The sequence below is a fragment of the Cobetia sp. 4B genome, assembly GCF_018831605.1.
Classification (GTDB): domain Bacteria; phylum Pseudomonadota; class Gammaproteobacteria; order Pseudomonadales; family Halomonadaceae; genus Cobetia; species Cobetia amphilecti.
The window spans coordinates 3,393,209-3,413,857 of record NZ_CP059843.1; the positions used below are offsets into that span (position 1 = coordinate 3,393,209).

At 64.1% G+C, this 20,649-nt stretch carries 17 protein-coding genes; 8 read left to right on the forward strand and 9 right to left on the reverse strand.

From position 1 onward, the window contains the following. Positions 1 to 35 precede the first annotated feature (35 nt). The 5 genes from H2O77_RS14030 to H2O77_RS14050 all read left to right on the forward strand — a co-directional run bounded on the left by H2O77_RS14030 (position 36) and on the right by H2O77_RS14050 (position 4,854). Positions 36 to 788, forward strand: coding sequence for a hypothetical protein (locus tag H2O77_RS14030; protein WP_215823355.1), 753 nt, complete (start codon positions 36 to 38; stop codon positions 786 to 788). Positions 789 to 985: 197 nt separating this feature from the next. Then, entirely contained in the window at positions 986 to 2,296 is a 1,311-nt protein-coding gene (gene aceA / locus H2O77_RS14035) for an isocitrate lyase (protein WP_215823356.1), read from the forward strand. A 349-nt stretch (positions 2,297 to 2,645) separates the two neighbouring features. Further along, the gene (locus tag H2O77_RS14040; protein WP_153636430.1) at positions 2,646 to 2,819 is read left to right on the forward strand and encodes a hypothetical protein; all 174 of its coding nucleotides are present in this window, start codon (positions 2,646 to 2,648) and stop codon (positions 2,817 to 2,819) included. Further along, entirely contained in the window at positions 2,816 to 3,319 is a 504-nt protein-coding gene (locus H2O77_RS14045) for a glycine zipper 2TM domain-containing protein (protein ID WP_052384587.1), read from the forward strand. Before H2O77_RS14040 ends, H2O77_RS14045 begins: the two co-directional genes overlap by 4 nt. 506 nt (positions 3,320 to 3,825) lie before the next feature. Continuing rightward, a complete protein-coding gene (locus H2O77_RS14050) occupies positions 3,826 to 4,854 on the forward strand; it encodes a lipid A deacylase LpxR family protein (protein ID WP_240548618.1) in 1,029 nt (342 codons plus the stop codon). Positions 4,855 to 5,040: 186 nt separating this feature from the next. Here the strand turns inward: H2O77_RS14050 and H2O77_RS14055 are convergent, their stop codons facing one another. Further along, positions 5,041 to 5,325, reverse strand: coding sequence for a hypothetical protein (locus tag H2O77_RS14055; RefSeq protein ID WP_043333859.1), 285 nt, complete (start codon positions 5,323 to 5,325; stop codon positions 5,041 to 5,043). 493 nt (positions 5,326 to 5,818) lie between these two features. On the opposite strand from H2O77_RS14055, the gene H2O77_RS14060 reads away from it, so the two are divergent. Next, on the forward strand, positions 5,819 to 6,301 hold the full coding sequence (locus H2O77_RS14060; protein WP_043333860.1) for a peptidylprolyl isomerase: 483 nt from the start codon (positions 5,819 to 5,821) through the stop codon (positions 6,299 to 6,301). Positions 6,302 to 6,503: 202 nt separating this feature from the next. On the opposite strand, the gene H2O77_RS14065 is transcribed toward H2O77_RS14060, so the two are convergent. The 5 genes from H2O77_RS14065 to H2O77_RS14085 all read right to left on the reverse strand — a co-directional run bounded on the left by H2O77_RS14065 (position 6,504) and on the right by H2O77_RS14085 (position 13,301). After that, complete coding sequence (locus H2O77_RS14065) at positions 6,504 to 7,202, reverse strand: DUF3047 domain-containing protein (RefSeq protein ID WP_240548619.1); 699 nt, start codon at positions 7,200 to 7,202, stop codon at positions 6,504 to 6,506. Between the two features lie 82 nt (positions 7,203 to 7,284). Further along, positions 7,285 to 7,932: a CDP-alcohol phosphatidyltransferase family protein gene (locus H2O77_RS14070; protein WP_215823357.1), complete on the reverse strand. Its 648-nt coding sequence runs from the start codon at positions 7,930 to 7,932 to the stop codon at positions 7,285 to 7,287. Between the two features lie 59 nt (positions 7,933 to 7,991). Next, positions 7,992 to 9,755, reverse strand: a complete 1,764-nt coding sequence (locus H2O77_RS14075) for a hypothetical protein (RefSeq protein WP_215823358.1) — start codon at positions 9,753 to 9,755, stop codon at positions 7,992 to 7,994. Beyond that, positions 9,731 to 11,011: an ABC transporter substrate-binding protein gene (locus H2O77_RS14080; RefSeq protein ID WP_215823359.1), complete on the reverse strand. Its 1,281-nt coding sequence runs from the start codon at positions 11,009 to 11,011 to the stop codon at positions 9,731 to 9,733. Before H2O77_RS14080 ends, H2O77_RS14075 begins: the two co-directional genes overlap by 25 nt. A 67-nt stretch (positions 11,012 to 11,078) precedes the next feature. Then, on the reverse strand, positions 11,079 to 13,301 hold the full coding sequence (locus H2O77_RS14085) for an FAD-dependent oxidoreductase (RefSeq protein ID WP_215823360.1): 2,223 nt from the start codon (positions 13,299 to 13,301) through the stop codon (positions 11,079 to 11,081). A 297-nt stretch (positions 13,302 to 13,598) separates the two neighbouring features. On the opposite strand from H2O77_RS14085, the gene msrA reads away from it, so the two are divergent. Beyond that, on the forward strand, positions 13,599 to 14,276 hold the full coding sequence (msrA, locus tag H2O77_RS14090; RefSeq protein ID WP_215823361.1) for a peptide-methionine (S)-S-oxide reductase MsrA: 678 nt from the start codon (positions 13,599 to 13,601) through the stop codon (positions 14,274 to 14,276). A gap of 141 nt (positions 14,277 to 14,417) precedes the next feature. On the opposite strand, the gene H2O77_RS14095 is transcribed toward msrA, so the two are convergent. Continuing rightward, positions 14,418 to 15,737, reverse strand: coding sequence for an MFS transporter (locus H2O77_RS14095; RefSeq protein WP_215823362.1), 1,320 nt, complete (start codon positions 15,735 to 15,737; stop codon positions 14,418 to 14,420). Positions 15,738 to 15,942: 205 nt separating this feature from the next. Between H2O77_RS14095 and H2O77_RS14100 the strand changes: the two genes are divergently transcribed. Then, positions 15,943 to 16,917, forward strand: a complete 975-nt coding sequence (locus tag H2O77_RS14100) for a LysR family transcriptional regulator (RefSeq protein WP_215823363.1) — start codon at positions 15,943 to 15,945, stop codon at positions 16,915 to 16,917. Positions 16,918 to 17,068: 151 nt separating this feature from the next. On the opposite strand, the gene H2O77_RS14105 is transcribed toward H2O77_RS14100, so the two are convergent. Continuing rightward, positions 17,069 to 17,668: an NlpC/P60 family protein gene (locus H2O77_RS14105; RefSeq protein ID WP_213114414.1), complete on the reverse strand. Its 600-nt coding sequence runs from the start codon at positions 17,666 to 17,668 to the stop codon at positions 17,069 to 17,071. A gap of 308 nt (positions 17,669 to 17,976) precedes the next feature. Next, on the reverse strand, positions 17,977 to 20,604 hold the full coding sequence (locus H2O77_RS14110) for a YbeU/YbeR family protein (protein ID WP_215823364.1): 2,628 nt from the start codon (positions 20,602 to 20,604) through the stop codon (positions 17,977 to 17,979). Positions 20,605 to 20,649: the final 45 nt, after the last annotated feature.

Sequence of the window (20,649 nt, forward strand, 5' to 3'; positions counted from 1 at the left end):
TGCCCGATCCGGCACCGCCTTCAGGAGATTCGCCCATGCTCACCTCAGACTCACGAACGCAGACCACCCTGATGGGCGGTAGAGGTGACCAGGTACTCGGGCAGCCTGAGGATGCCGCTCTGGCCGAGCAATGGCACAACGCCGAGATCCGCACGCGGATTCTCAAGCTGGCACGTCCCCTCAAGGACCTGCTACCACCGCAGACAGCGGAGTCGGTGGCGGCACAGGCGCAGACGATCTGCCATCTGAGTCGCGACCAGCGCTGGCAACTTCCCGGCGAGCAGTGGCAACTGCGCTCACAGGGCAGCGGCTGGCAGCTGAAGTGCAATGCGCAGCCGGCAACAGCTACCGAGACGCAGGACGCGCCTGACCAGCTGGCGCTTGCCGGCCTCACCGATGACGTGACGGGGATGCAGCTGGGCAACCGCCCGCTCCCCCGGGCCCTCTGGACACTGGCCGCCGCGCGGCATCGCGGCGAACGTCATTCGGTGCTGGCCATTGCCCAGATCAGCAGCGTGCGCGAAGCGCTGTGCTGGGGAGAGCTGATCTCACGGCTGCGCGCGCCGGACGGCAGGCCACCGCGCATCGCCCTCACCCTCAGCCACTGCACGTTACCCACGCTGGAAGCCAGCCTGTACTTCCTGATGCCCTGGTTGGACAGCATCACGCTGACAGCGGCACCCGGCCTGGAAACTGCCTGCCTTGGCGTGATCAAGGCTCGCTTCAGACTTGCTGAGCCAGCGGAGCTCGACAACGCCACCGACGACGCCTTCTGTCGCACGGCGTGACTCCACTGGTAACGCCTGAAAGATCAATAACAACAACAAACTGTCATGCAGCAACTCAAGACGCAGAGCACCGACACTCCCATTTCACGCGTCGCTCTCGCGTCGACCGCCAGACGAAAGACAAGTGAACAGACACAAGACACAGACAACACGCCAGGGGCTGAGCCCCGACGACGAAGCCATCAGGAGATGCCACCATGAGTCACACACGTGCCGATCAGATTGCCGCGCTCGAAAAGGACTGGGCCGAGAATCCGCGCTGGAAAGGGGTCACTCGCCCCTATTCCGCCGAGGATGTGGTGCGCCTGCGCGGTTCCGTTCCGGAAGCCAATACCCTGGCGACCCGCGGTGCCGAGAAGCTCTGGAAACTGGTCAATGGTGATGCCAGGAAGGGCTACGTCAACTGTCTGGGCGCCCTGACCGGTGGCCAGGCCATGCAACAGGTGAAGGCCGGTATCGAGGCCATCTACCTGTCCGGTTGGCAGGTCGCTGCCGACAACAACACCAGTGAAGCCATGTACCCGGATCAGTCGCTCTATCCGGTGGATTCCGTGCCGACCGTGGTCAAGCGCATCAACAACACCTTCCGCCGCGCCGACCAGATCCAGTGGCAGAAAGGGGCCAATCCGGGCGATGCCGGCTTCGTCGATTACTTCGCGCCTATCGTGGCGGATGCCGAGGCCGGTTTCGGTGGCGTGCTCAACGGCTACGAGCTGATGACCGCCATGATCCGTGCGGGCGCCTCCGGCGTGCACTTCGAGGACCAGCTGGCCTCGGTCAAGAAGTGTGGCCACATGGGCGGCAAGGTACTGGTGCCGACCCAGGATGCGGTGCAGAAGCTGGTGGCCGCTCGCCTGGCTGCCGACGTGGCGGGTGTCCCGACCCTGGTCATCGCGCGTACCGATGCCAACGCCGCTGACCTGATCACCTCGGATGTCGACGACTACGACAAGCCGTTCCTGACCGGTGAGCGCTCCGACGAAGGCTTCTATCGCGTCAAGGCCGGTCTGGATCAAGCCATTGCCCGCGGCCTGGCCTACGCGCCCTACTCCGACCTGATCTGGTGTGAAACCGCCAAGCCGGACCTCGAGGAGGCGCGCCGCTTCGCCGAAGCGATCAAGAAGGAATACCCGGACCAGCTGCTGGCCTACAACTGCTCGCCTTCCTTCAACTGGAAGAAGAACCTCGACGACGCCACCATCGCCAAGTTCCAGCAGGAACTGTCGGACATGGGCTACAAGTACCAGTTCATCACCCTGGCCGGTATCCACAACATGTGGTTCAACATGTTCGATCTTGCCTACGACTATGCGCAGGGTGAAGGCATGAAGCACTACGTCGAGAAGGTGCAGGAAGCCGAATTCGCCGCAGCCGAGAAGGGCTACACCTTCGTGGCGCACCAGCAGGAAGTCGGCACCGGTTACTTCGATGACATGACCAACGTCATTCAGGGCGGCAACTCCTCCGTCACCGCACTGACGGGCTCCACGGAAGAAGACCAGTTCTAGACCGCTGATATCGCGGTATGGCACCTCGCAATGACAGGATTGCGCGAGGTGCCACCCGCAGATTGACCGAAGCCCGCTCACGCGGGCTTTTTCGTGCCTTGGCGCCATGAATGCCCGCTGCGAATGTCCACCATCAGCAACGAACGCCCCTGCGCTGACATTCACGCGGCATGGCTCATGCATAAGTGCTCATACAGAAGTGCTCACGCGGAAATGCTTGCGTGGCAGCACTCATGCACCGGTACTCACGTGGTCGGAACTCACGTGGTCGGTACTCACGTGGTAGCACTCACGCGACAGGGAAGTGCAGAAGTTGCGTCACCTCAGCGTTTCAGGTCGGGAACCCGTCATGGTCGACGTGGTCTATAATGTTAAGAAACAGTGTTCTCGCACGCCCGTCGTGACAAGAACCTGCTGGCGGCCCAAGGAAGTGATCGCCTACCTGAGCCTTGCTCTCTCAGCACTCAGCATTCTCCATCACAACCTCAAGCTGCACCGCATCATGCGAGGAGACACACCATGACACTCTCACTGACTCACAAACGATCGACTGGCGCACGCCGCTGGCTGCCCGTGATCGCACTCGGCGTGCTGACGCTTGGCGGCTGCGCGAACAGCGACATCTATTCCGGCAACGTCTACACCGGCGATCAGGCCAAGCGCGCACAGTCCGTCAGCTACGGCACCATCACCTCGCTGCGCCCGGTGCAGATCCAGGCACAGGATGAAGGCAGCGGCGTGCTCGGTGGCCTGGGTGGCGCGGTCGTCGGCGGCCTGCTCGGCAGCCAGATCGGCGGCGGCTCCGGTCGTGCGATCGCCACCGCCGCGGGTGCCATCGGCGGCAGCGTGGCCGGCAAGTCGATCGCTGACAATGTCGACCAGATCGACGCCTACGAGATTGAAGTCCGCCGCGATGCCGGAGACAGCCTCATCGTCGTCCAGAAAGCCGACACCGCCTTCTCGGTTGGCCAACGTGTCCGCCTGGTCGGCTATGGCGCCAACCTGAGCGTCGCGCCTTACTGAGTCTCTCGACGGCTGGCACTCCCTTGCCGGGGCGCCAGCCGCTTTGTTTCTGCGCCCTTCAGCGGCGCCTGTCGCAGCCCTGCGCGGGAAACGCCGCCGCGCTCTCCCCCATCTCGCCTGGCTCACGCATCCCCGCCTCTCTCGCCTCTCTCGCACCTCTCTCGCTCCTCTCGCGCTCCTGCATCTCCCACACGCCCCACCGCCTCGCTTCGCATCCCCTCCCTCGATCTCACACAGGCACGGCTCGCCGCAGTGGGGATAGGCAGATTGCCTATTGATTAACAGGCTATGAAATCGGGATTTTTTGTGCAAAGTTATACGCCTGCAGCCTAACTTGACTCTGTACACAACTACCCGTCCCAGGAGTTGCGATGCGTCCCGTCACTGCCCGTCCGCCAGGTTCTCGCCCAGGCACCCGCAAGCTGTCTTGTGTCACGTCATCTTCAAGAAACGCTCCCCGCGCTTATCCCAGTCCAGTCAGTGAGAACCCTGGCGGTACCGCCGCCTTGAGCCACGCCCCGCAGATGGCGCCGGCCTTCTCGACCCGGCGCCTGGGTATGGCATTGATCATGCTGGGTGCGGTGGCATTGGCACCCATGGTGGAGGCAGCCGACGACGAGGGTGGCGTGCTGTCATTGAAGGTCGAGAACGACATTCTCACCTCCGGCGATGATGGCCATTACACCAACGGCTTTGCGCTGAGCTACACCTTCAAGACACCAGAGCAGCACTGGTCACGCTCATTCGCGGACTGGGTGCCGGGCTTCAGCGCGGCGCGACTGGACGCCACGGCCTACCGCTTCGGGCAGCAGATCTATACCCCCAATGACATCAAGCGAGAGCAACCGGATCAGGATGACCGCCCCTACGCGGGCTACCTGTTCGGTGGCGTCTCGCTGTTCGCCGGTGAAGAGGGAGATGACTGGAGACGGGTGGATACCTTCAATCTGGATCTCGGCATCGTCGGCCCGGCCTCGGGCGCCAAGGATGCTCAGAAGGCGGTACACAAGCTGACCGGCAGTGATGAGCCGGAGGGTTGGGATCACCAGCTGCACAACGAGCCGGTGATCAGCACCGGCTGGCAGACGCAGCTATGGCTGCCGGCCAGGGCCGCAGGGCTGGAAGTGGAGTACGGCCCCTCGGCTTCCGTGGCGCTGGGCAATCTCTATACCTATGCGGGCGTCGGTGGCGGGGTACGCATCGGCCAGGGGCTGACCCGCAGCTACGGGATACCGACAGTGGCGCCGGCCCAGGGCGGCCGTCAGTACTTCCATCCCGACGGCGACTTCGCCTGGTACCTGTTCGCCAATATCGAGGGCCGCGCGATGGCCTACAACATGCTGCTGGATGGCAATGGCTTCGAGGACAGCGCCTCGGTGGACCGTCGTCCGCTGGTCGGCGACCTGCAGCTGGGCTTCGCACTCAGCTGGCAACGCTGGCAGCTGGCGTTCGTCAACGTGTGGCGCACCCACGAATTCGAGACGCAGCAGGAGAGCGATCAATTCGGCTCGTTGACGCTCTCGACCTGGCTATGACTCGGCGCTGAGCTGCAGGCGGCACTGACAAGACGCGGTGGATGAGCAGAGCCTGATGAGCAGGGTCTGATGAGCAGGGTCTGATGAGAAAAGTCTGATGAGCAGAAACAGAAAGGCCGGGCAGATAGCCCGGCCTTTCTGTCTGCGGGAAACGTCATGCTTCCCGGAAGGTTGCTGCTGGTTGAATCAGTGCATCTTGACCTTGCTCATGCCCCAGCAGATCAGCTTGCCGCCGATCAGAACGATCAGCGCCAGCACGATCAATGCCATCAGCATGGAGACGGGATTGACGATGAAGGTCGCACCCAGGATACCCAGGGCCACGCCCCAGACGTAGCGGTCACCGCTATCGATGCTCAGAGCCTCCGGCAGGACACGCTTGACGGTGGCACCCAGCGAGCCTTCCCAGCGGTTCAAGCACAGCATGAAGATCGCAGCGAAGCTCACCAGCCAGATCAATGTCACGGTCATCGAAATTCTCTCCTGAAAAATAGGGTCGCATGGCGCCTGAGTTGTCATTTCCCGTCAGGCGACGGGACAGAGTGTGCAGAGCGAGGCCACCTCGGGCCGCGCGTCAGAATCCGCAATATCCGAGTAGGCAGAGTAACCAGACCCTGTGGCCCTCGCAAGCCATCGCCCCAACCTTGTCTGGCCGCCAGCAGCAAGGCCGCCGTGCGCTGACAGGGCAACCCCGCCAGACACCTGATAATCCAACCGTTTTGCCCCTTTGTTCACCGATGGCGTCGGGGGTGAGAAAAAACCCTGCCTCAGGGTTGAAATGCACGCCTGCGAGCGTCACCTATACTTTCAAGACAAGGTAACGTGCGCTGGATTGCCTCTCTGGCAATGTCATCAGCGGGCCAGGAGCCACGTGATACGCGGCTTTTTTCCAGTTTCCCCCCTGACAGTCACCTCAGGGGCACGTTACCATTGACGTTCATATACCTATCGAAAGGCTCTCATCATGCAAATCGCCCAGAATGCCGTCGTATCCTTCCACTACACCCTGACCAACAACGAAGGGGAAGTGCTGGATAGCTCCGAAGGTCGCGAGCCGCTGGCCTACATCCACGGCGCTGGCAACATCGTCCCGGGCCTCGAGAAGGAACTCGACGGCAAGACTTCCGGCGACGAGCTGAAAGTTGCCGTCTCTCCGGAAGAAGGTTACGGCGAAGTCCAGGAAGCCCTGGTCCAGGAAGTGCCGCGTGAAGCCTTCCAGGGTGTCGAAGACATCGAAGCTGGCATGCAGTTCCAGGCGCAGACCCAGGGCGGCCCGCTGATGGTCACCGTCACCAAGGTCGAAGGCGACACTGTCACTGTCGATGGCAACCACCCGCTGGCCGGCGAAACCCTGAACTTCGACGTGCAGATCACCAACGTGCGTGAAGCTTCTGCCGAAGAGCTGGAACACGGCCACGTTCACGGCGAAGGCGGCGTGGAGCACTAAGCTCCGCCTCTTCCCTCATCTGAGGCATCGCCCCGGATGAGCGCCTCCCACTCTGTGGGAGGCCGGAACCGAAAGCCCCGCGACTGAGTCATCAGTCGCGGGGCTTTTTCGTGTCTGGCTTCGTGTCGGCCTGGCTGGCTTGGCGCGCTAGTCAGACTGGCTCAGCCCTCTCTTCACAGCCCTGATCACTCATGATTCCGGATCAGGCACCGCAGCTGGGCGGCGTGGCATCGCTGGAAAGGCTCAGGCCACGAAACAGCGCCGTGGCATCACCGCCGGCATTGTCACCGTCAGCCATCAGCGCCAGTCCGGCAATCTCACTCGGCGTGCTGCCAAACAGTGACGCGTAATCAGCACGCAGATCACGCACCTCCGCCACCCACTGCCCCACCTTCTCATCGCCGGATTCGACCGCCAGCAGCACGGCACGATCCGTGAAGGCATTGTCCCAGTGACTGCCTTTGGCTTCGTTGCTGGACCAGACGTAATTGATGGCCTCGACCTGCCACGGCAGGATACCGGTCTTGTTGACCACGTAGAGACGCGCCGGATAGTCATCGCCGCCCTTGGTCTTCTCGTTCACGCCCAGGTAGATGCCATCCACCTGCCAGCACCATTTCAGATAGGGCGTCTCTTCCAGCGAGATATCCTGCTCCAGATAGCGCGCGGACGCCTGGCCCTGGGCACGTGCTTCAAGCGCAGGCCTGCCGTCGCGCTCCACCACGCGATAGGCCGTCTGGCCTTCGAAGGTCTTCTCGCCCCAGGCAAGAATCTGCGCAGGCGAGAAGGACTTGTCAGCCGCGTGGGCCACCGAGGGCATTAGCGCCGCCAGCAGGCCGCTGGAGGCGACTGCCGCGAACAGGGGCAGGAATGACGGCAACTGACGGGAAGCAATCTTCATTGGCAGGACTCCGAGGCGCCTGAGCAAGGCGAGTAAGAAAGGTAACGAGCCGTATCATCAGCAAGGCCAGGTTCGCAGCGCATCATTCTTGATCGATGCTGTGATGCTCATTCTGATCCTGGGCTCGCAAGGTGACATACCCTCCCCATACGCGCGTCAGCGTGGTCAGGATGCATGCCACAGCGAATATCCACGCCAACAATGCGAAATGCTGTGGCATCAGGCAGGCCAGCACGAAGAAGGCGATGGTCTCGGTGCCCTCGGTCAGGCCATCCAGATAATAGAAGGCCTTGCGCGTGAAATTGGGTCGCTCCAGCTGATGCTTGGCCGCCATGATGGCAAAGGCCAGAAAGCTCGAGCCCGTGCCGACGAAGGCGAACAGCAATGCCACCGCCGCCATCGCATTGGCACCAGGGTCTGCCAGGGCGAAGCCCACCACCACGGCGGCGTAGAACAGGAAATCGAGACAGATATCCAGGAAACCACCGGCATCGGAGCTCAGGCCAGCGTGCCGCGCCAGCGCGCCATCCAGCCCGTCCACCACTCGATTGATCAGGATCGCGACCAGCGCGAGCCCGAAATGCCCATAAGCCAGCAACGGCAACGCCAGCATGCCGATGGCGAAGCCCGCGAGGGTCAGCTGATCCGGATGCAGACCGCGCGCCGCCGCACTTTTCGCAAGACGTTTCAGAGGCGGCTGTACCCAGCGTGAGGTCCACTTGTCCAGCATGTTGCATCTACTCCCATGAAGTCGTTGAGGTCATCGTCATTTCAGCACCTGACAGGCGCTCAGCCGCGCGTCGGCGAGACCGAGCGCCCGGCAGGTACCGCACGCGCCAGCAGGTAGACCAGCAGAGGCAGACAGGCCTGCAGGCAGGCGGCCACCGCGGTCAGGCGCGGGTCGGCTCCCGTCGCCAGCGCCAGGGTTTCGGTGGTCAGGGTCGGGACACGCCCGGCGCCCAGCACCACCGTCGGCACGTACTGCGCGATACTGACCGCGAAGGCCACTGCCCAGCTGATGGCCAGCGGCCTGAGCATCAGGCGCAGGCGGATACCGATCAGCACCTCGAGCCGTGAACGCCCCAGCAGGCGTGCCGCCTGCTCGAGTCGGGTATCGAAGCGTGCCCAGGGACCGGCCAGCGTCAGCCAGGCGTAAGGCAGGGCGAACAGCAGATGGCCGATCACCACTCCCGCCCAACCGGGGCTGGCCCCCAGGCTCAACCAGCCGACCTGAAAACCGAACAGGAAGCTGGCCTGCGGCAGCAGCAATGGCAGATAGAGGCAGACCACGAAGCCGCGCAGACGGCCACTTTCCCGCTCACGCTCGAACACCGCGACGCTGAGAATGACGGCCAGCGTCGCCACCAGCAGTGCCAGCCACAGGCTGTTGCTGAAGGCATCCCCCAGGCCAGCGAGGGCCTGTTGCCAACTCTCCCAGCCCCAGTGAGACGGCAACAGCGCAGGGAAGAACCAGCTTCTGGCCACCGATTGCACGCCGATCACCACGAAGGCGAGCAGTGAGATCAGCGTGACCACGCCCAGTACTCCGCGCGCGACACGCCCGAATATGGCTTCGCTCGCCAGCGCCAGGCGGCTTGCGCGCGCCGGGTGATGGCTCAGTACCCAGCCGCGATGCCAGGTCAGCAGAGCACGTCCCAGCGCCGCGCCCAGCGCCATCATCCCGATCACCAGCAGGGCCAGCATCAGGGCGCCGACACTCGCCGGCAGGCGCGCCGTCGGGTCACTGTCACGCCACAGCTCGATCAGGCGCACCGCCAGCGTCGGCGTACGCGTCGGCCCCAGCACCTGCGCCACATCCACCACCGCCAGCGAGTAGGCCAGCACCGCGCCGATGGGCAAGGCGATGGCGCGCATCACCTGTGGCATCAGAATGCGCCAGCGCAGCTGAGGGATGCTGTAGCCGAGTGCCTGGCCTGCCTGAAGCTGCGCCGTGACCGGCAGGCGTGACAGCGCCGTCTGCGCCATCAGCATCAAGAATGGCGCCTCCTTGAGCGCCAGACCGACCGCCAGCGAGATGCCATGGGCATCCGGCAGCGGATACTGCGGCGGTACCAGCACCTCGAAGGGCGCCAGCAGCAGGCGCATCAGCACGCCACTCGGGGCGGCCAGCCACAGCAACCCCAGCGCCAGCGCCAGATGCGGCATCGCCAGTATCGGGGCCAGCAGGCGCTCCATGCGCTCGCCGAAACGAGTCCCGGCGGCCGCCGAGACCCACCCCATGGTCAGCAGCACCGCCAGCAGCGTACCGCCGAGGCCACTGACCAGCGTCAGTCGAAAGCCCTCCGCCAGCCCGGGCAAGGCCCACCAGCGTTGCCAGGCAACCGCCGAGACCTCCTCGAAGCCCAGCGTCGGCCACAGCCCGAAAGCCGGCGCGACCAGCCCGGCCAGCCCCAGCGCCGTAGGGCCGAGCAGCAACAGCAAGACGCCCCAGCGCAGCACGCGGGCGGGTGTCAGCGGCGCATGACCAGTGGCGGGGGCGACACGCCAGCGATCAACGACCCATTGCGTCAGTTGCGATAGCGTCGCGCCCACTCGGCCTCCAACGCGTCGGTCCAGCTCGGGTGTGGCTCGCTGAGCGGTGTGCCCAACGCTTCGGGCGACATGCTGCCGGGCAGCTGCGGCAAGGCCTCGAAGGCGGCGCGTTCTTGCGGCGGCAGGCGGGCGACATCCAGCACCGTGTCATCGCCCCAGCGTGAGGGATCGGCCTTGGCAGCCTGGGCCTCGGCGGACATCAACTGATTGATCCACACCAATGCTGCGGCCTTGTGCGGTGCACTGGCCGGAATCGCCAGATAGTGCACATTGCCGAGAGTGCCGCCGTCATGGATATACGGCTCGATGGTCGGTGGCAGCCGCCCTTCCTGACGGGCATTGGCCACTTCCTGGGGCACGAAGGTCAGCGCGATCCACACGCTGCGCTGGGCGAGCAACTTCATCTGCTCTTCGGCACCGGCTGGCTGACGCTCGCCCTGCGCCCACATCAAAGGATGCAGCGCATCGAGATAGTCCCACAGCGGTGCGGTCACCTCAGCGAACTGAGCATCACTCCCCACGGGAGATGCCAGCACCTCGCGCTGCTCGACGGGCATCAGCTCCAGCAACGCCTGCTTGAGGAAGGTGGTGCCGTGGAAGCTGGGCGGCTGTGGATAGGTCACGCGCCCGGGATGCTCTCTGGCCACCTCCAGCAACGCCTGCATCGAGCGCGGCGGCGATTCCAGCAGCGCGGTGTCGTACATGAAGATCAGCTGCGCACGCCCCCAGGGCGCCTCCAGACCATCGGTGGCGAGTCCGAAATCGCGCGCACCGATCTCCTCGAGCAGATAGTCACTGTTGGGCAGACGCTCGACGAAGGGCCCCCACACCAGCTCGGCCTGCTTGAGCGCACGGAAGTTCTCGCCGTTGATCCAGATCACATCGATGCTGCCGTCGCGGCGCCCGGCCGCCTTCTCGGCCAGCAGGGTCGAGACGCTCTCGGCGGTATCGGCGATCTTGACGTGGCGCACCTCGATACCATGCCGCGCCGCCGTCTCGGCCTGGGCGCGCAGATAGGCGTTGGTCGCCTCACTGCCGCCCCAGGCATGAAAGTCGATACGTTGACCGCGTGCACGTTCGGCGATCACCTGCCACTCGAGCGAGGCGAGCTCAGGGGCCGGGCGCCCGGCCTGCGCGTCGGCGGCATACGCCAGAGAAGCGGCCCAGGGACTGGCAGTGACGCCGGCCAGCAAGACCAGCGAGTCGCCCATCAGCGCCAGGGCACGACGGCGACCCGCCAGATGATTCGTCTTCATGAAGGGCTTCTCCTGATGGAAAAATGCCGCGACCCTGCACCTGCAGGCCCGCGGCATGAATCAGCAATTACTGTTTTTCGACAGCCACGGTCCGCTCGGCAGTGTTTGCCTTGAGGGTCTTGGTCGGCTCGAAGCGGCCGTTGCGGCGCCAGGTGAAGTAACGGTCCAGCACCTTGAGCACGCCTTCCGGCTTGTGGGCATTCTTCCACATGCCCGCCGCGGCCTTGTTGGCCTCGGACAGTGTCGGATACGGATGGATGGTGGACAGGATCTTGTTAAGACCGATGCCATGCTTCATCGCCATGGTGAATTCGGCCAGCCACTCCCCTGCCGAGGCACCGACCAGCGTCACGCCGAGGATGCGATCACGCCCCTTCTCGGTGAGCACCTTGACGAAGCCTTCGGTGGCCCGCTCGGCCAGCGCGCGATCGCTCTCGCCCATCGCGTAATGGGTGACTTCGTACTCGTAACCCTGGGCCTTGGCTTCGGTCTCGTTGAGGCCGACACGTGCCACTTCCGGCTCGGTGTAGGTGACCATCGGCATGATACGGTAGTCGACCTTGAAGGTCTTCAGGCCACCGAACAGCGCGTTGACCGCCGCGTGCCACGCCTGGTGACCGGCGGCATGGGTGAACTGGTACGGACCAGCCACATCGCCACACGCCCAGATATTCGGCTGCAGGGTCTGCAGCGACTCGGAGACATCGATGGTGCCGCGCTCGGAGACCGCGATGCCCAGCTCTTCCAGACCGAAGCCTTCGACGTTGGCTTCGCGGCCGATGGCCACCAGCAGCTCGTCAAATTCGATCCAGCTCTCTTCGCCCTCCGGTGATTCGACCACGATGTTGCGCATCGGCTCGCCGTCCTTGCCGGTCAGCACCTCAATGCGAGTCGCCTTGGAGTTCACTCGCAGATCGACACCTTCACCCGAGAGCTGTTCATGCATCAGCGCGCTGACTTCTTCGTCTTCACGAGGCATCACACGGGGTGCACCCTCGATGATGGAGACCTGGCTGCCGAGACGCGCGAAGCTCTGACCCAGCTCCATGCCGATGGGGCCGGAACCCAGCACCACCAGACGCTTGGGCTGTTCCTTGAGGTCCCACAGGTTCTCTGAGGTCAGCGGCGTGATCAATTCCATACCCGGGATAGCTGGCACACGCGGACGGGCACCGGTAGCGATCACCACGTTGCGCGTGGTCAGCACGCGGCCATCGACTTCCACTTCCCAGGGCGTCTTGAGCATGGCACTGCCGGTATGCACTTCCACGCCGAGGCCTTCATAACGTTCGATGCTGTCATGCGGCTCGACGCTTTCGACCACGTCATGCACATGGCCCATCACCTTGGCGAAATCAATTTCCGGCTCGTTGGCGGTGATCCCGAAGCGTGCGGACTGACGGATCTCATGGGCCGCACGTCCGGCACGAATCAACGCCTTGGAGGGCACGCAGCCGGTATTGAGGCAGTCGCCGCCCATCTTGTGCCGCTCGATCAGCGCGACACGCGCATTGACGGCGGAGGCGATATAGCTGGTGACAAGGCCGGCGGAACCGGCACCGATGACGACCATGTCGTAGTCGAAGGTCTTCGGCTTGGTGAAGCCCGCCTGCTGCTTGCGCTTGCGCAGCACGCCGACGATCTTCTTGGCGATCAGCGGGAAGAGGCCCAGCGCGATGAAGGAGGCGATCAGTCCCGGCGACAGGATGCCGGACAGGGATTCCAGCTGGCCCAGCTCACGCCCGGCGTTCACGTAGATGGCGGTGCCCGCCAGCATGCCCAACTGGCTTGCCACGTAGAAGGTGACCACACGCATGCGGGTCAGGCCCATCACCAGATTGACGATGAAGAACGGGAAGACCGGCACCAGGCGCAGCGTGAACAGATAGAAGCCACCTTCGCGCTCGACACCGCGGTTGAGAGATTCCAGCTGACGGCGGAAGCGCTTCTCGATGCTCTCGCGCAGCAGAGTGCGGGAAATCAGGAAGGCCAGCGTGGCACCGATGGTGCTGGCGAAGGAGATCAGCAGCAGCCCCCAGCCGAAGCCGAACAGCGCGCCACCCAGCAGCGTCAGCAGTGCTGCACCGGGCAGCGAGAGTGCCGCCATCGCCACGTAGACGACGAAGAAGGTGCCCGCGACCTTGTAGGGTGATTCCGCGAACAACGCCTGGAATTCGGACTGGCTGGCCTTGAGGCTCTGCAGAGTGAAGTAATCCTGTGCCCCGCTGGCAAAGAAGACCACGATGGCAGCGACGATGGCGCCCAGAAGCAGTAACTTGCGTTTATTCACTGGCGATTTCCTTTTCGATTCCTGCCGTCATGGGCATGTCATTGGGATGTACCGTGTCCTTACGAGGCATGTCGCTGACTGGATGCACTGATTCGCGTAGCGGAGTGAATGGCAGTGGCTTGATCACGACAACGGTAACGTTTCATTCTGCATGTTCGCATCCATCCCACGTTTATGCGCGTAGAAACCTGATACAGGCAGTGAGGACTCAACAGCGCCAGTCACCTCACGGCTCACCGAGACATGGAGATTTCCGTGTACTCATCTCGAAGGAATGACGCCTTTCCCGGAGACACCATGACCCGATACACGCGAATCCCCTTCCCTGCGCTCAGACGTCTCACGCCACTGGCAAGCCTCCTCGGCGGCCTGCTGCTTGCCGGCCACGCCCATGCCTTCGACCCGCAGACCGCGCCCAAGGGCGTCGCCGAGGGGGTCGCTCAGGGCCAGGAAGTCGCCATCTTCGCCGGTGGTTGCTTCTGGTGCATGGAAGGCCCCTTCGACAAGCTTGAGGGTGTGATCTCGACCACCTCCGGCTATACCGCCGGCGAACAGGACAACCCGACCTACAAGCAGGTCTCCGCGGGCGGCACCGGGCACACCGAAGCGGTCAAGGTGGTCTACGAGCCGGATAAGGTCAGCTACGACACCCTGCTGGATGTCTTCTGGCACAACATCGACCCGGTCGCGGTAGACCGCCAGTTCTGTGATGCCGGCACCCAGTACCGCAGCGGCATCTATCCCCTCGATGAGGCCCAGCGTGACGCCGCCGAAGCCAGTCGCGATGCGCTGAAGGACAGGTTCCCCGAAGGCATCGCCACCGAGATCGAGGCGGCAGGGCCCTGGTATGCGGCCGAGGACTACCATCAGGACTTCTACAAGAAGAACCCGGTGCGCTATCGCTTCTACCGCGCCGGCTGTGGCCGCGATGATCGTCTGGAGGAGATCTGGGGTGACGACGCGCCCGCACACTGATTCCGCCCTCCAGGCCCTCTGAACGACAACGGCTCGCCATCTGGCGAGCCGTTGTCGTTTGCATGCTCTGATTTGCGTGCTCTGCTCTCTATTCTGCGGCCTGACCTGCTCTCTGATCTTCCATCAGCCCTGCTCTCAGGCTCAATACTGCGTGGTGGCCCGGCGCCAGCACAGGATCGCCAGCGAGAAGGTCACCGCCAGCACCAGTACGCTGGCCGCCACCACCCCGGGCCAGCCGGCAGCCTGCCAGAAGGGTTCCAGCCAGAAGCCGCCGAGACTCGCGCCCAGATAGTAGGCGGTCAGATACAGCGCACTGGCACTGGCCCGCGCGCCTTCGGCATTGCGTCCGACCCAGGCCGAAGCTGTAGCATGCGCGAGGAAGAAGCCGAAGGCATTCAGGCTCAGGCCGATCAACATGCCGATCAGCGAGTGACTCAGCGTCAGCAGCGTGCCGAGCATCACGATGCCGGTGCCCAGCATCATGGTCAGCGCCTGACCGCGTCGCTGAGCGATCGCCAGCGCGGCCTCACCGTTCTCAGCCGCACCTCCCGGTACCAGACGCCGTGCCAGCCGGCCAGACTGGGAGGCGCCGAAGGTGCCCGCCAGATAGGTCAGGAACAACAGCCCCAGCCATTGACTGCTGAGCGACCAGGGCGCCTCGCTCAGCCGGAAGGTCATGTAGCTGTAGAGGTTGACGAAGATGAAGAAATTCAGCCCGCCGAGCAGGAACACCGGCCACAGACGAGGGTTGCGCAGATGGCGACCCAGACCTGCCAGCATGCTGCTCAGCTTGAGCGGCTGGGCGACGAAGCGTCTCTGGCGCGGCAGCAGCTGCCATAACGCCCCCAGCACCAGCAGGCTGACGCCGCCGATGGCGGCGAAGCTGGCCTGCCAGCCCCAGTGCTCCGCGATCACGCCCCCCGCGACCCGCCCCGAGATGCCGCCCAGCGAATTGGCACTGATGTAGAGCCCCACCGCCACCATCAAGGCGGGTTGCTCCATTTCATCACTCATGTACGCCACTGCCACCGCCGGCAGGCCGCCGAGCAGAAAGCCCTGCAGCGCGCGCACCGCCAGCAGCGACCAGAAGCCCTCGGCGAACAGTGCCAGCCCTGAACAGGCCACCCCGCCGGCCAGGGTCCACAGCAGGATACGCCGCCGCCCCAGCGCATCGGACAGCGGGCCGAACACCAGCAGTGCCATAGCCAACGTCAGGGTGCTCACCGACAGGGACAGACTCGCCTGTAGCGAGCTCAGGCCCAGATCCGTCGCCAGCAGCGGCAGCAGCGGTTGCACCAGATAGAGGTTGATGAAGACCACGAAGGAGCCCAGACACAGCGCCTGAGTCATGCGCCGCCAGTCACGCCCGCGCGCCTTGAGCGGCTCGGGCAGCTCTGCCTGTGTGGCGGAGATCGAACTGGCGGAATCGGGGGAAGAAGACGCGGAAAGCGATGAAGCCATCAGGTACCTGCACTCAATCAAGCATGGGGATGGCGCCAGTCTGCGCCGCGCGCCCGCATCAGTAAAATAGCTCGACATGATGCTGGCCATCAGCAAAGCTGATGACAACGGCGACACAGGGATGTCGCAAACTGCGCTGAGAAGGAAGCTGCGCAGATAAAGGACTCCGCGCTGAAAAGAACCTCGCGATCAACAGGACTCCGCGATGAAACTGCCCTTCGATCTGCGTGCACTGGAGATATTCGTCAGTGTCGTCGAGCAACAGAGCTTCACCACAGCCGCTCAGACCCTCAGCCTGGCCCAGTCAGCGGTCAGCCAGTCGATCGCCGGGCTCGAAAGCCGACTGGGTACGCAACTGCTGGTCAGGGGCTCACGCGGTCTGCGCCTGACACCGGCCGGCGATACGCTGCTCGAGCATGCCCGGCCCCTGCTGCAACAGGCACAGCGCGCGGCACTGGCGATGGCGGAGCTCGAGGGGCTGGTCAAGGGCGAGGTGCGCATCGGCGTCTCCTCGATGCTCGGCTCCTACTACTTCCCGCCGCTGTTGATGGCATTCAAGGCGCGCTATCCCGACATCAAGCTCAGCGTGATCGAGGGCGGCACCCTGAGCCTGCGCCGGATGATCGACAATGCCGAGCTGGACCTGGGCGTCATCGTCGAGGATCAGCTCGGCACCGACACCCACGGCCTGATTCGACGCCACTTCCTGAGCGAGGAAATGGTGGTCTGCCTGGCGAACGATCATCCGCTGGCCGCCCGCACGCAGATCAGCGTCGAGGAGTTCTTCGCCGAGGAGCTGGTGGTCTTCAAGCGCGGCTACTTCCATCGCGACTTCATCGAGCGCCTGGCCAGCCAGCATGGTCTCGCGCCGAGCATCGCCTTCGAATCGAACCTGATCGCCCTCAACAAGGCGATCGTCGCGCGCGGCTTCGGGATCACCACCTTCCTCAAGCGTGTGGTCGAGGACGACCGTGAAGAGAACAACCTGACCGCCGTCTCCTTCGATGAGCCCGCCTGGCTTGAGCTGTCACTCGCCTGGCGCCGCGAGCGCGGCCTGTCACGCGCCGAGCAGGCGCTGGTCGATTTCGTCATTGAACACTCGGCGGCCGGGAGGCCCACCCCGGACGCCTTGAGCGCTGATGATCAGGCCGACAGCACTGCGCTGAAGCCCCCTTCCTGAACAGTGGCTGACATTTTCCCGGGCTCACAAACGACAACACCCGGCCAGGGCCGGGTGTTGTCGGGGGAGGTACTTGTCTCTTCAAGGGCTTGTCTATTCAAGGGCTTGTCTGTGTCAGCGCTTGTCTGTTTCAGTGCGACGCGTGATCGGCTCACTGGCTGCGCATGGCCAGCTTCATCTGCATGGCCTCGTAGGGCATCGGGCGACGCGACTGCCAGTAGTGCTGGGACCAGTAGACGTTGTCGAGCCGCGACAGCTTCACGCCACGCGAGGTGGAGGCATGCAGGAAGTAGCCGTTGCCGACGTAGACACCCACGTGGTTGTAGCGACGCGAGGGACGGAAGAAGACCAGATCACCCGGCTTGAGCTGCGACTTGTCGATGCGCTTGCCACGCTTCACCTGGTCGGTAGTGGTACGCGGCAGATCGATGCCGAAGCCATCACTGAAGACATGCTGCATCAGGGCGGAGCAATCGATGCCGCGGGTGTTGGTTCCCCCCAGACGATAGGGCGTCCCGGCCCAGCGGTCATGCTCTTCCAGCAGGACATCGCGGATGCTCGGCCCTGACATGGCGAAGTCCTGCGACTCGGCGGCCGGCTGGGACGCGGACTGGCGATAGCGCTTGAGCTTCGGCAGTTCCGGCAGGTCCACATCGTAGTAGGCCACATCATTGGACGGTGTTGAGTGACTGGCACAGCCTGCCACACCCAGTGGCAGGATCAGAAAACAGCATAATAACGCGTGGCGCATCCAGCATTCCTCGTCGTGGGCCCGGCGCTGGAAGGGTGAAGGTGAGCAGCGCTTGCGGACGGCGATAACCATTGATGCATGACGATGATCGTTGATCGATCAGGGATAACACGGCGACTATCTGACAAGGTGGGCCGGATCAGGCAGCACACCTTGCAACACGATGACGACAGTCAGATGACAAACTCGAGTCGTTCGCAGGATAGTAGTTCATGTTTCCGCAAACCGTATGCCATTGCCGCACAAGTTAGACCAAAGCATCAGAGAAAGTGCCCTCTGCCGCTCGCCCAACCTGATTTGAATCCCGCTCAGTGCAACGTGCGGGCGTCTCCGCTCAGCACATCCAGATGCAACGCCGGCCAATGCCCCGGGCGCGCGCCCGGGAAATCGAGACTTGACCAGGCACCGGCCAGCGGTGGCGCCGCCGTCAACCACTGGATGAGCGCATCGCGGAAGCCGCGCAGGAAGCTGTCACGCTGGTCGGTGTCGCCCATGAAGAAGGCATAGCCGGCGAACAGCCCACGGGCATATTCCTTCCAGCTGCCGTAGTGGTCACGCGCCATCGCATAGGCGCTGTCCAGATAGGCGGTGAAGGTCACATCGTCCAGCCAGCCCAGCTGTCGCCCGGCAATCGCGAGATCCACCATCTGGGCGATGTCCCACGCCGCCATGTCCAGCTCGTTGCAACGCGCCTCGTTGTCCCTGACGCGACGCAGACGGTCCAGATGCACCTGCTCATCATCGCCGCGTTCGGCGCTTTCCAGCACGTCGATCTCATTGTCGAGGCGGGCGCGATTGAGGGTGTAGGGGCCGTAATTGATCTGGTATTCGTCCCGATCACCGGCATCGCGCAGGAAGTCGAGGAAGCCCTTGAGTGCCTCGGCATTGGCGAGGCCGTAATGGCCTTCGAGCCAGCCGCTGAGTTCCTCGACGCCCCGCCCGTACTCGACCATCGGCTCGCCCCAGCACGGCGTATTGAGCGGACCGCTCAGCGCCAGCGCCGTGAAGCGATCCAGACTCGGGCGCAACCCCGGCTCCTGCCAGTCGCTGGCGCGCCAGTCGAGCCAATGGAACAGGCTGCCGGGGTCATCGAGATGCCAGCGGATCTCGTTGACCAGCGGATGATCCTCGAGTTCCGGCACCGCGGATTCCCACACCGCCCAGGCTTCCAGCAGACGCATGGCGTCCGGATAGTAGCGGCACAGGGCACTGCGCAGACGCTCGGCACACTGGGCCAGCTCATCGGCCGGGAAATCACCGCTGTCCTGCACCATCAACAGATAGAAGGCGTACTTCTCGGCCATCACCACACTGGCGGGATAGCGATGACAGACGGCCAGCCGCTGACGGCGTTCCAGCTCGACGGCATCGGCACGCCCGAAGGGCGTCTGGGGGTCGGGCAAGGCACCACGCGCGGCATCGGCGGCCAGCTGGTTGAGATGATGCGCCTGCGCCGGCAGCCAGAAGCGCGCCATGCCCTGCACGCCATCGCGGGTGTCCAGCGCCAGCGTCTCGTTGAGATATTGGCGTGCCTCTTCGCGGCGCGCCATATCGACCTCGGCGACAAGCCCCTGACGATAGAGCAGGTCCGGCTCGCGGATACTGGCGATGGCCAGCACCCAATGGCGGCTGTCATTGCGCCAGGCGCGAATCGCCGTGCGGCAGCGCTCACGCTGGGCAGCAGGCAGCAGCGCATGCAGCTCGCAACGCAGCGGCGTCAGCGGTGACGCCATCAGCGGACGCCAGTCACTCTCGGTGTCGCGGGTCAGATCGACACCTTCAAACAGGCTGCGACCGCGCTGATAGGCGCGAGCCACGCCCTGCCAGTCGGCATAGCGACGCACCAGCAGGTCGATGCCGTGGGCGGCGAAGTCCTCGCCCTCCTCACGACTCAGCCAGCCGGCACATAGCCCGGCGAAGGCGAGATCGACCAGGCGCAGCCAGTCCCAGGCGGCGAATTCCAGCGGCTCGCCACGATCGAGATACTGCAGCAGCAGCTCGCCGTAGGCCGTCGGTGACGGGGGCTTTTCCAGCCCGCCATCGGCGACGTCGATGCTGGAGGAGGCATGCGCGGGGGCGCCCTTGCGCCCTTCCGACTTGCGTTCGGCCTCTTCCTGAGCCGCATCCGCTTCCAGCTCATCCAGCCACTTGGCACGCTCGCTGTCGCTGGCCGTCATCAGGCGTGCGCTGTCGATGTCCCAGCCATAGCGATGCCCCTGCGAGGCCAGCCACAGCAGCAGTCGAATCAGCTCATCACGCCCGATGATCGCCCAGGTCTCGGCCAGCCAGCGCGTGACGTCCGGCCAGTGCGCCGCGGCGTCAAAACCGCTGGCACCGTCCTCGTGCGGGCCGCTGTCATCGGTGGTCAATGTCTGACCGCCGAGCCACGGCGAGAAGATGGCGCGCGCCATCCAGACCCGGTCGCGCTCGCCCTGAGGCCAGAGCTCAGTAACCGCCACCGGAGGCTGTGCCTCCAGCGCCTCCTGCAGACGCGGCCAGGTGACGCCGGCGTCTTCGTGCTCCAACTGAGACAGCGCGAGGCTGGCCTCGAAGAAGCCATCATCGCCTCGCGTCCAGCCCGCATCGCTGCGTGAATGGGCCAGGGCCTTGAGCCAGTCATCCAGCGAGGTGAAACGCCCGCCGATCGCCGTGAGCAGGCGTATCAACCAGGCTCGCGTGCGCGCCTCTGACAGCCAGCCGGCGGTACGTGCCAGCGCCAGCAATTCCAACGCCTCCAGCTGGTGCAGCGGGTCCGGGGTGTCATTGGGGAAGGCCTCCAGCAGACGCCATCCCAACTCGCCCGCATCCGGGACTTCCTGGGCCTTCAGACGCGCGCACGCCTGGGCCGGTGTCCACACCGTTTCCGGCGCTGCACTGAAACCCCAACCGCACAACACCAGCTGTTGCCCCCACCAGGCACTCAGGGGTTCGACCAAGGCACACCTCACGACTCGATAGGATTCGACTGACGAAACACTTGC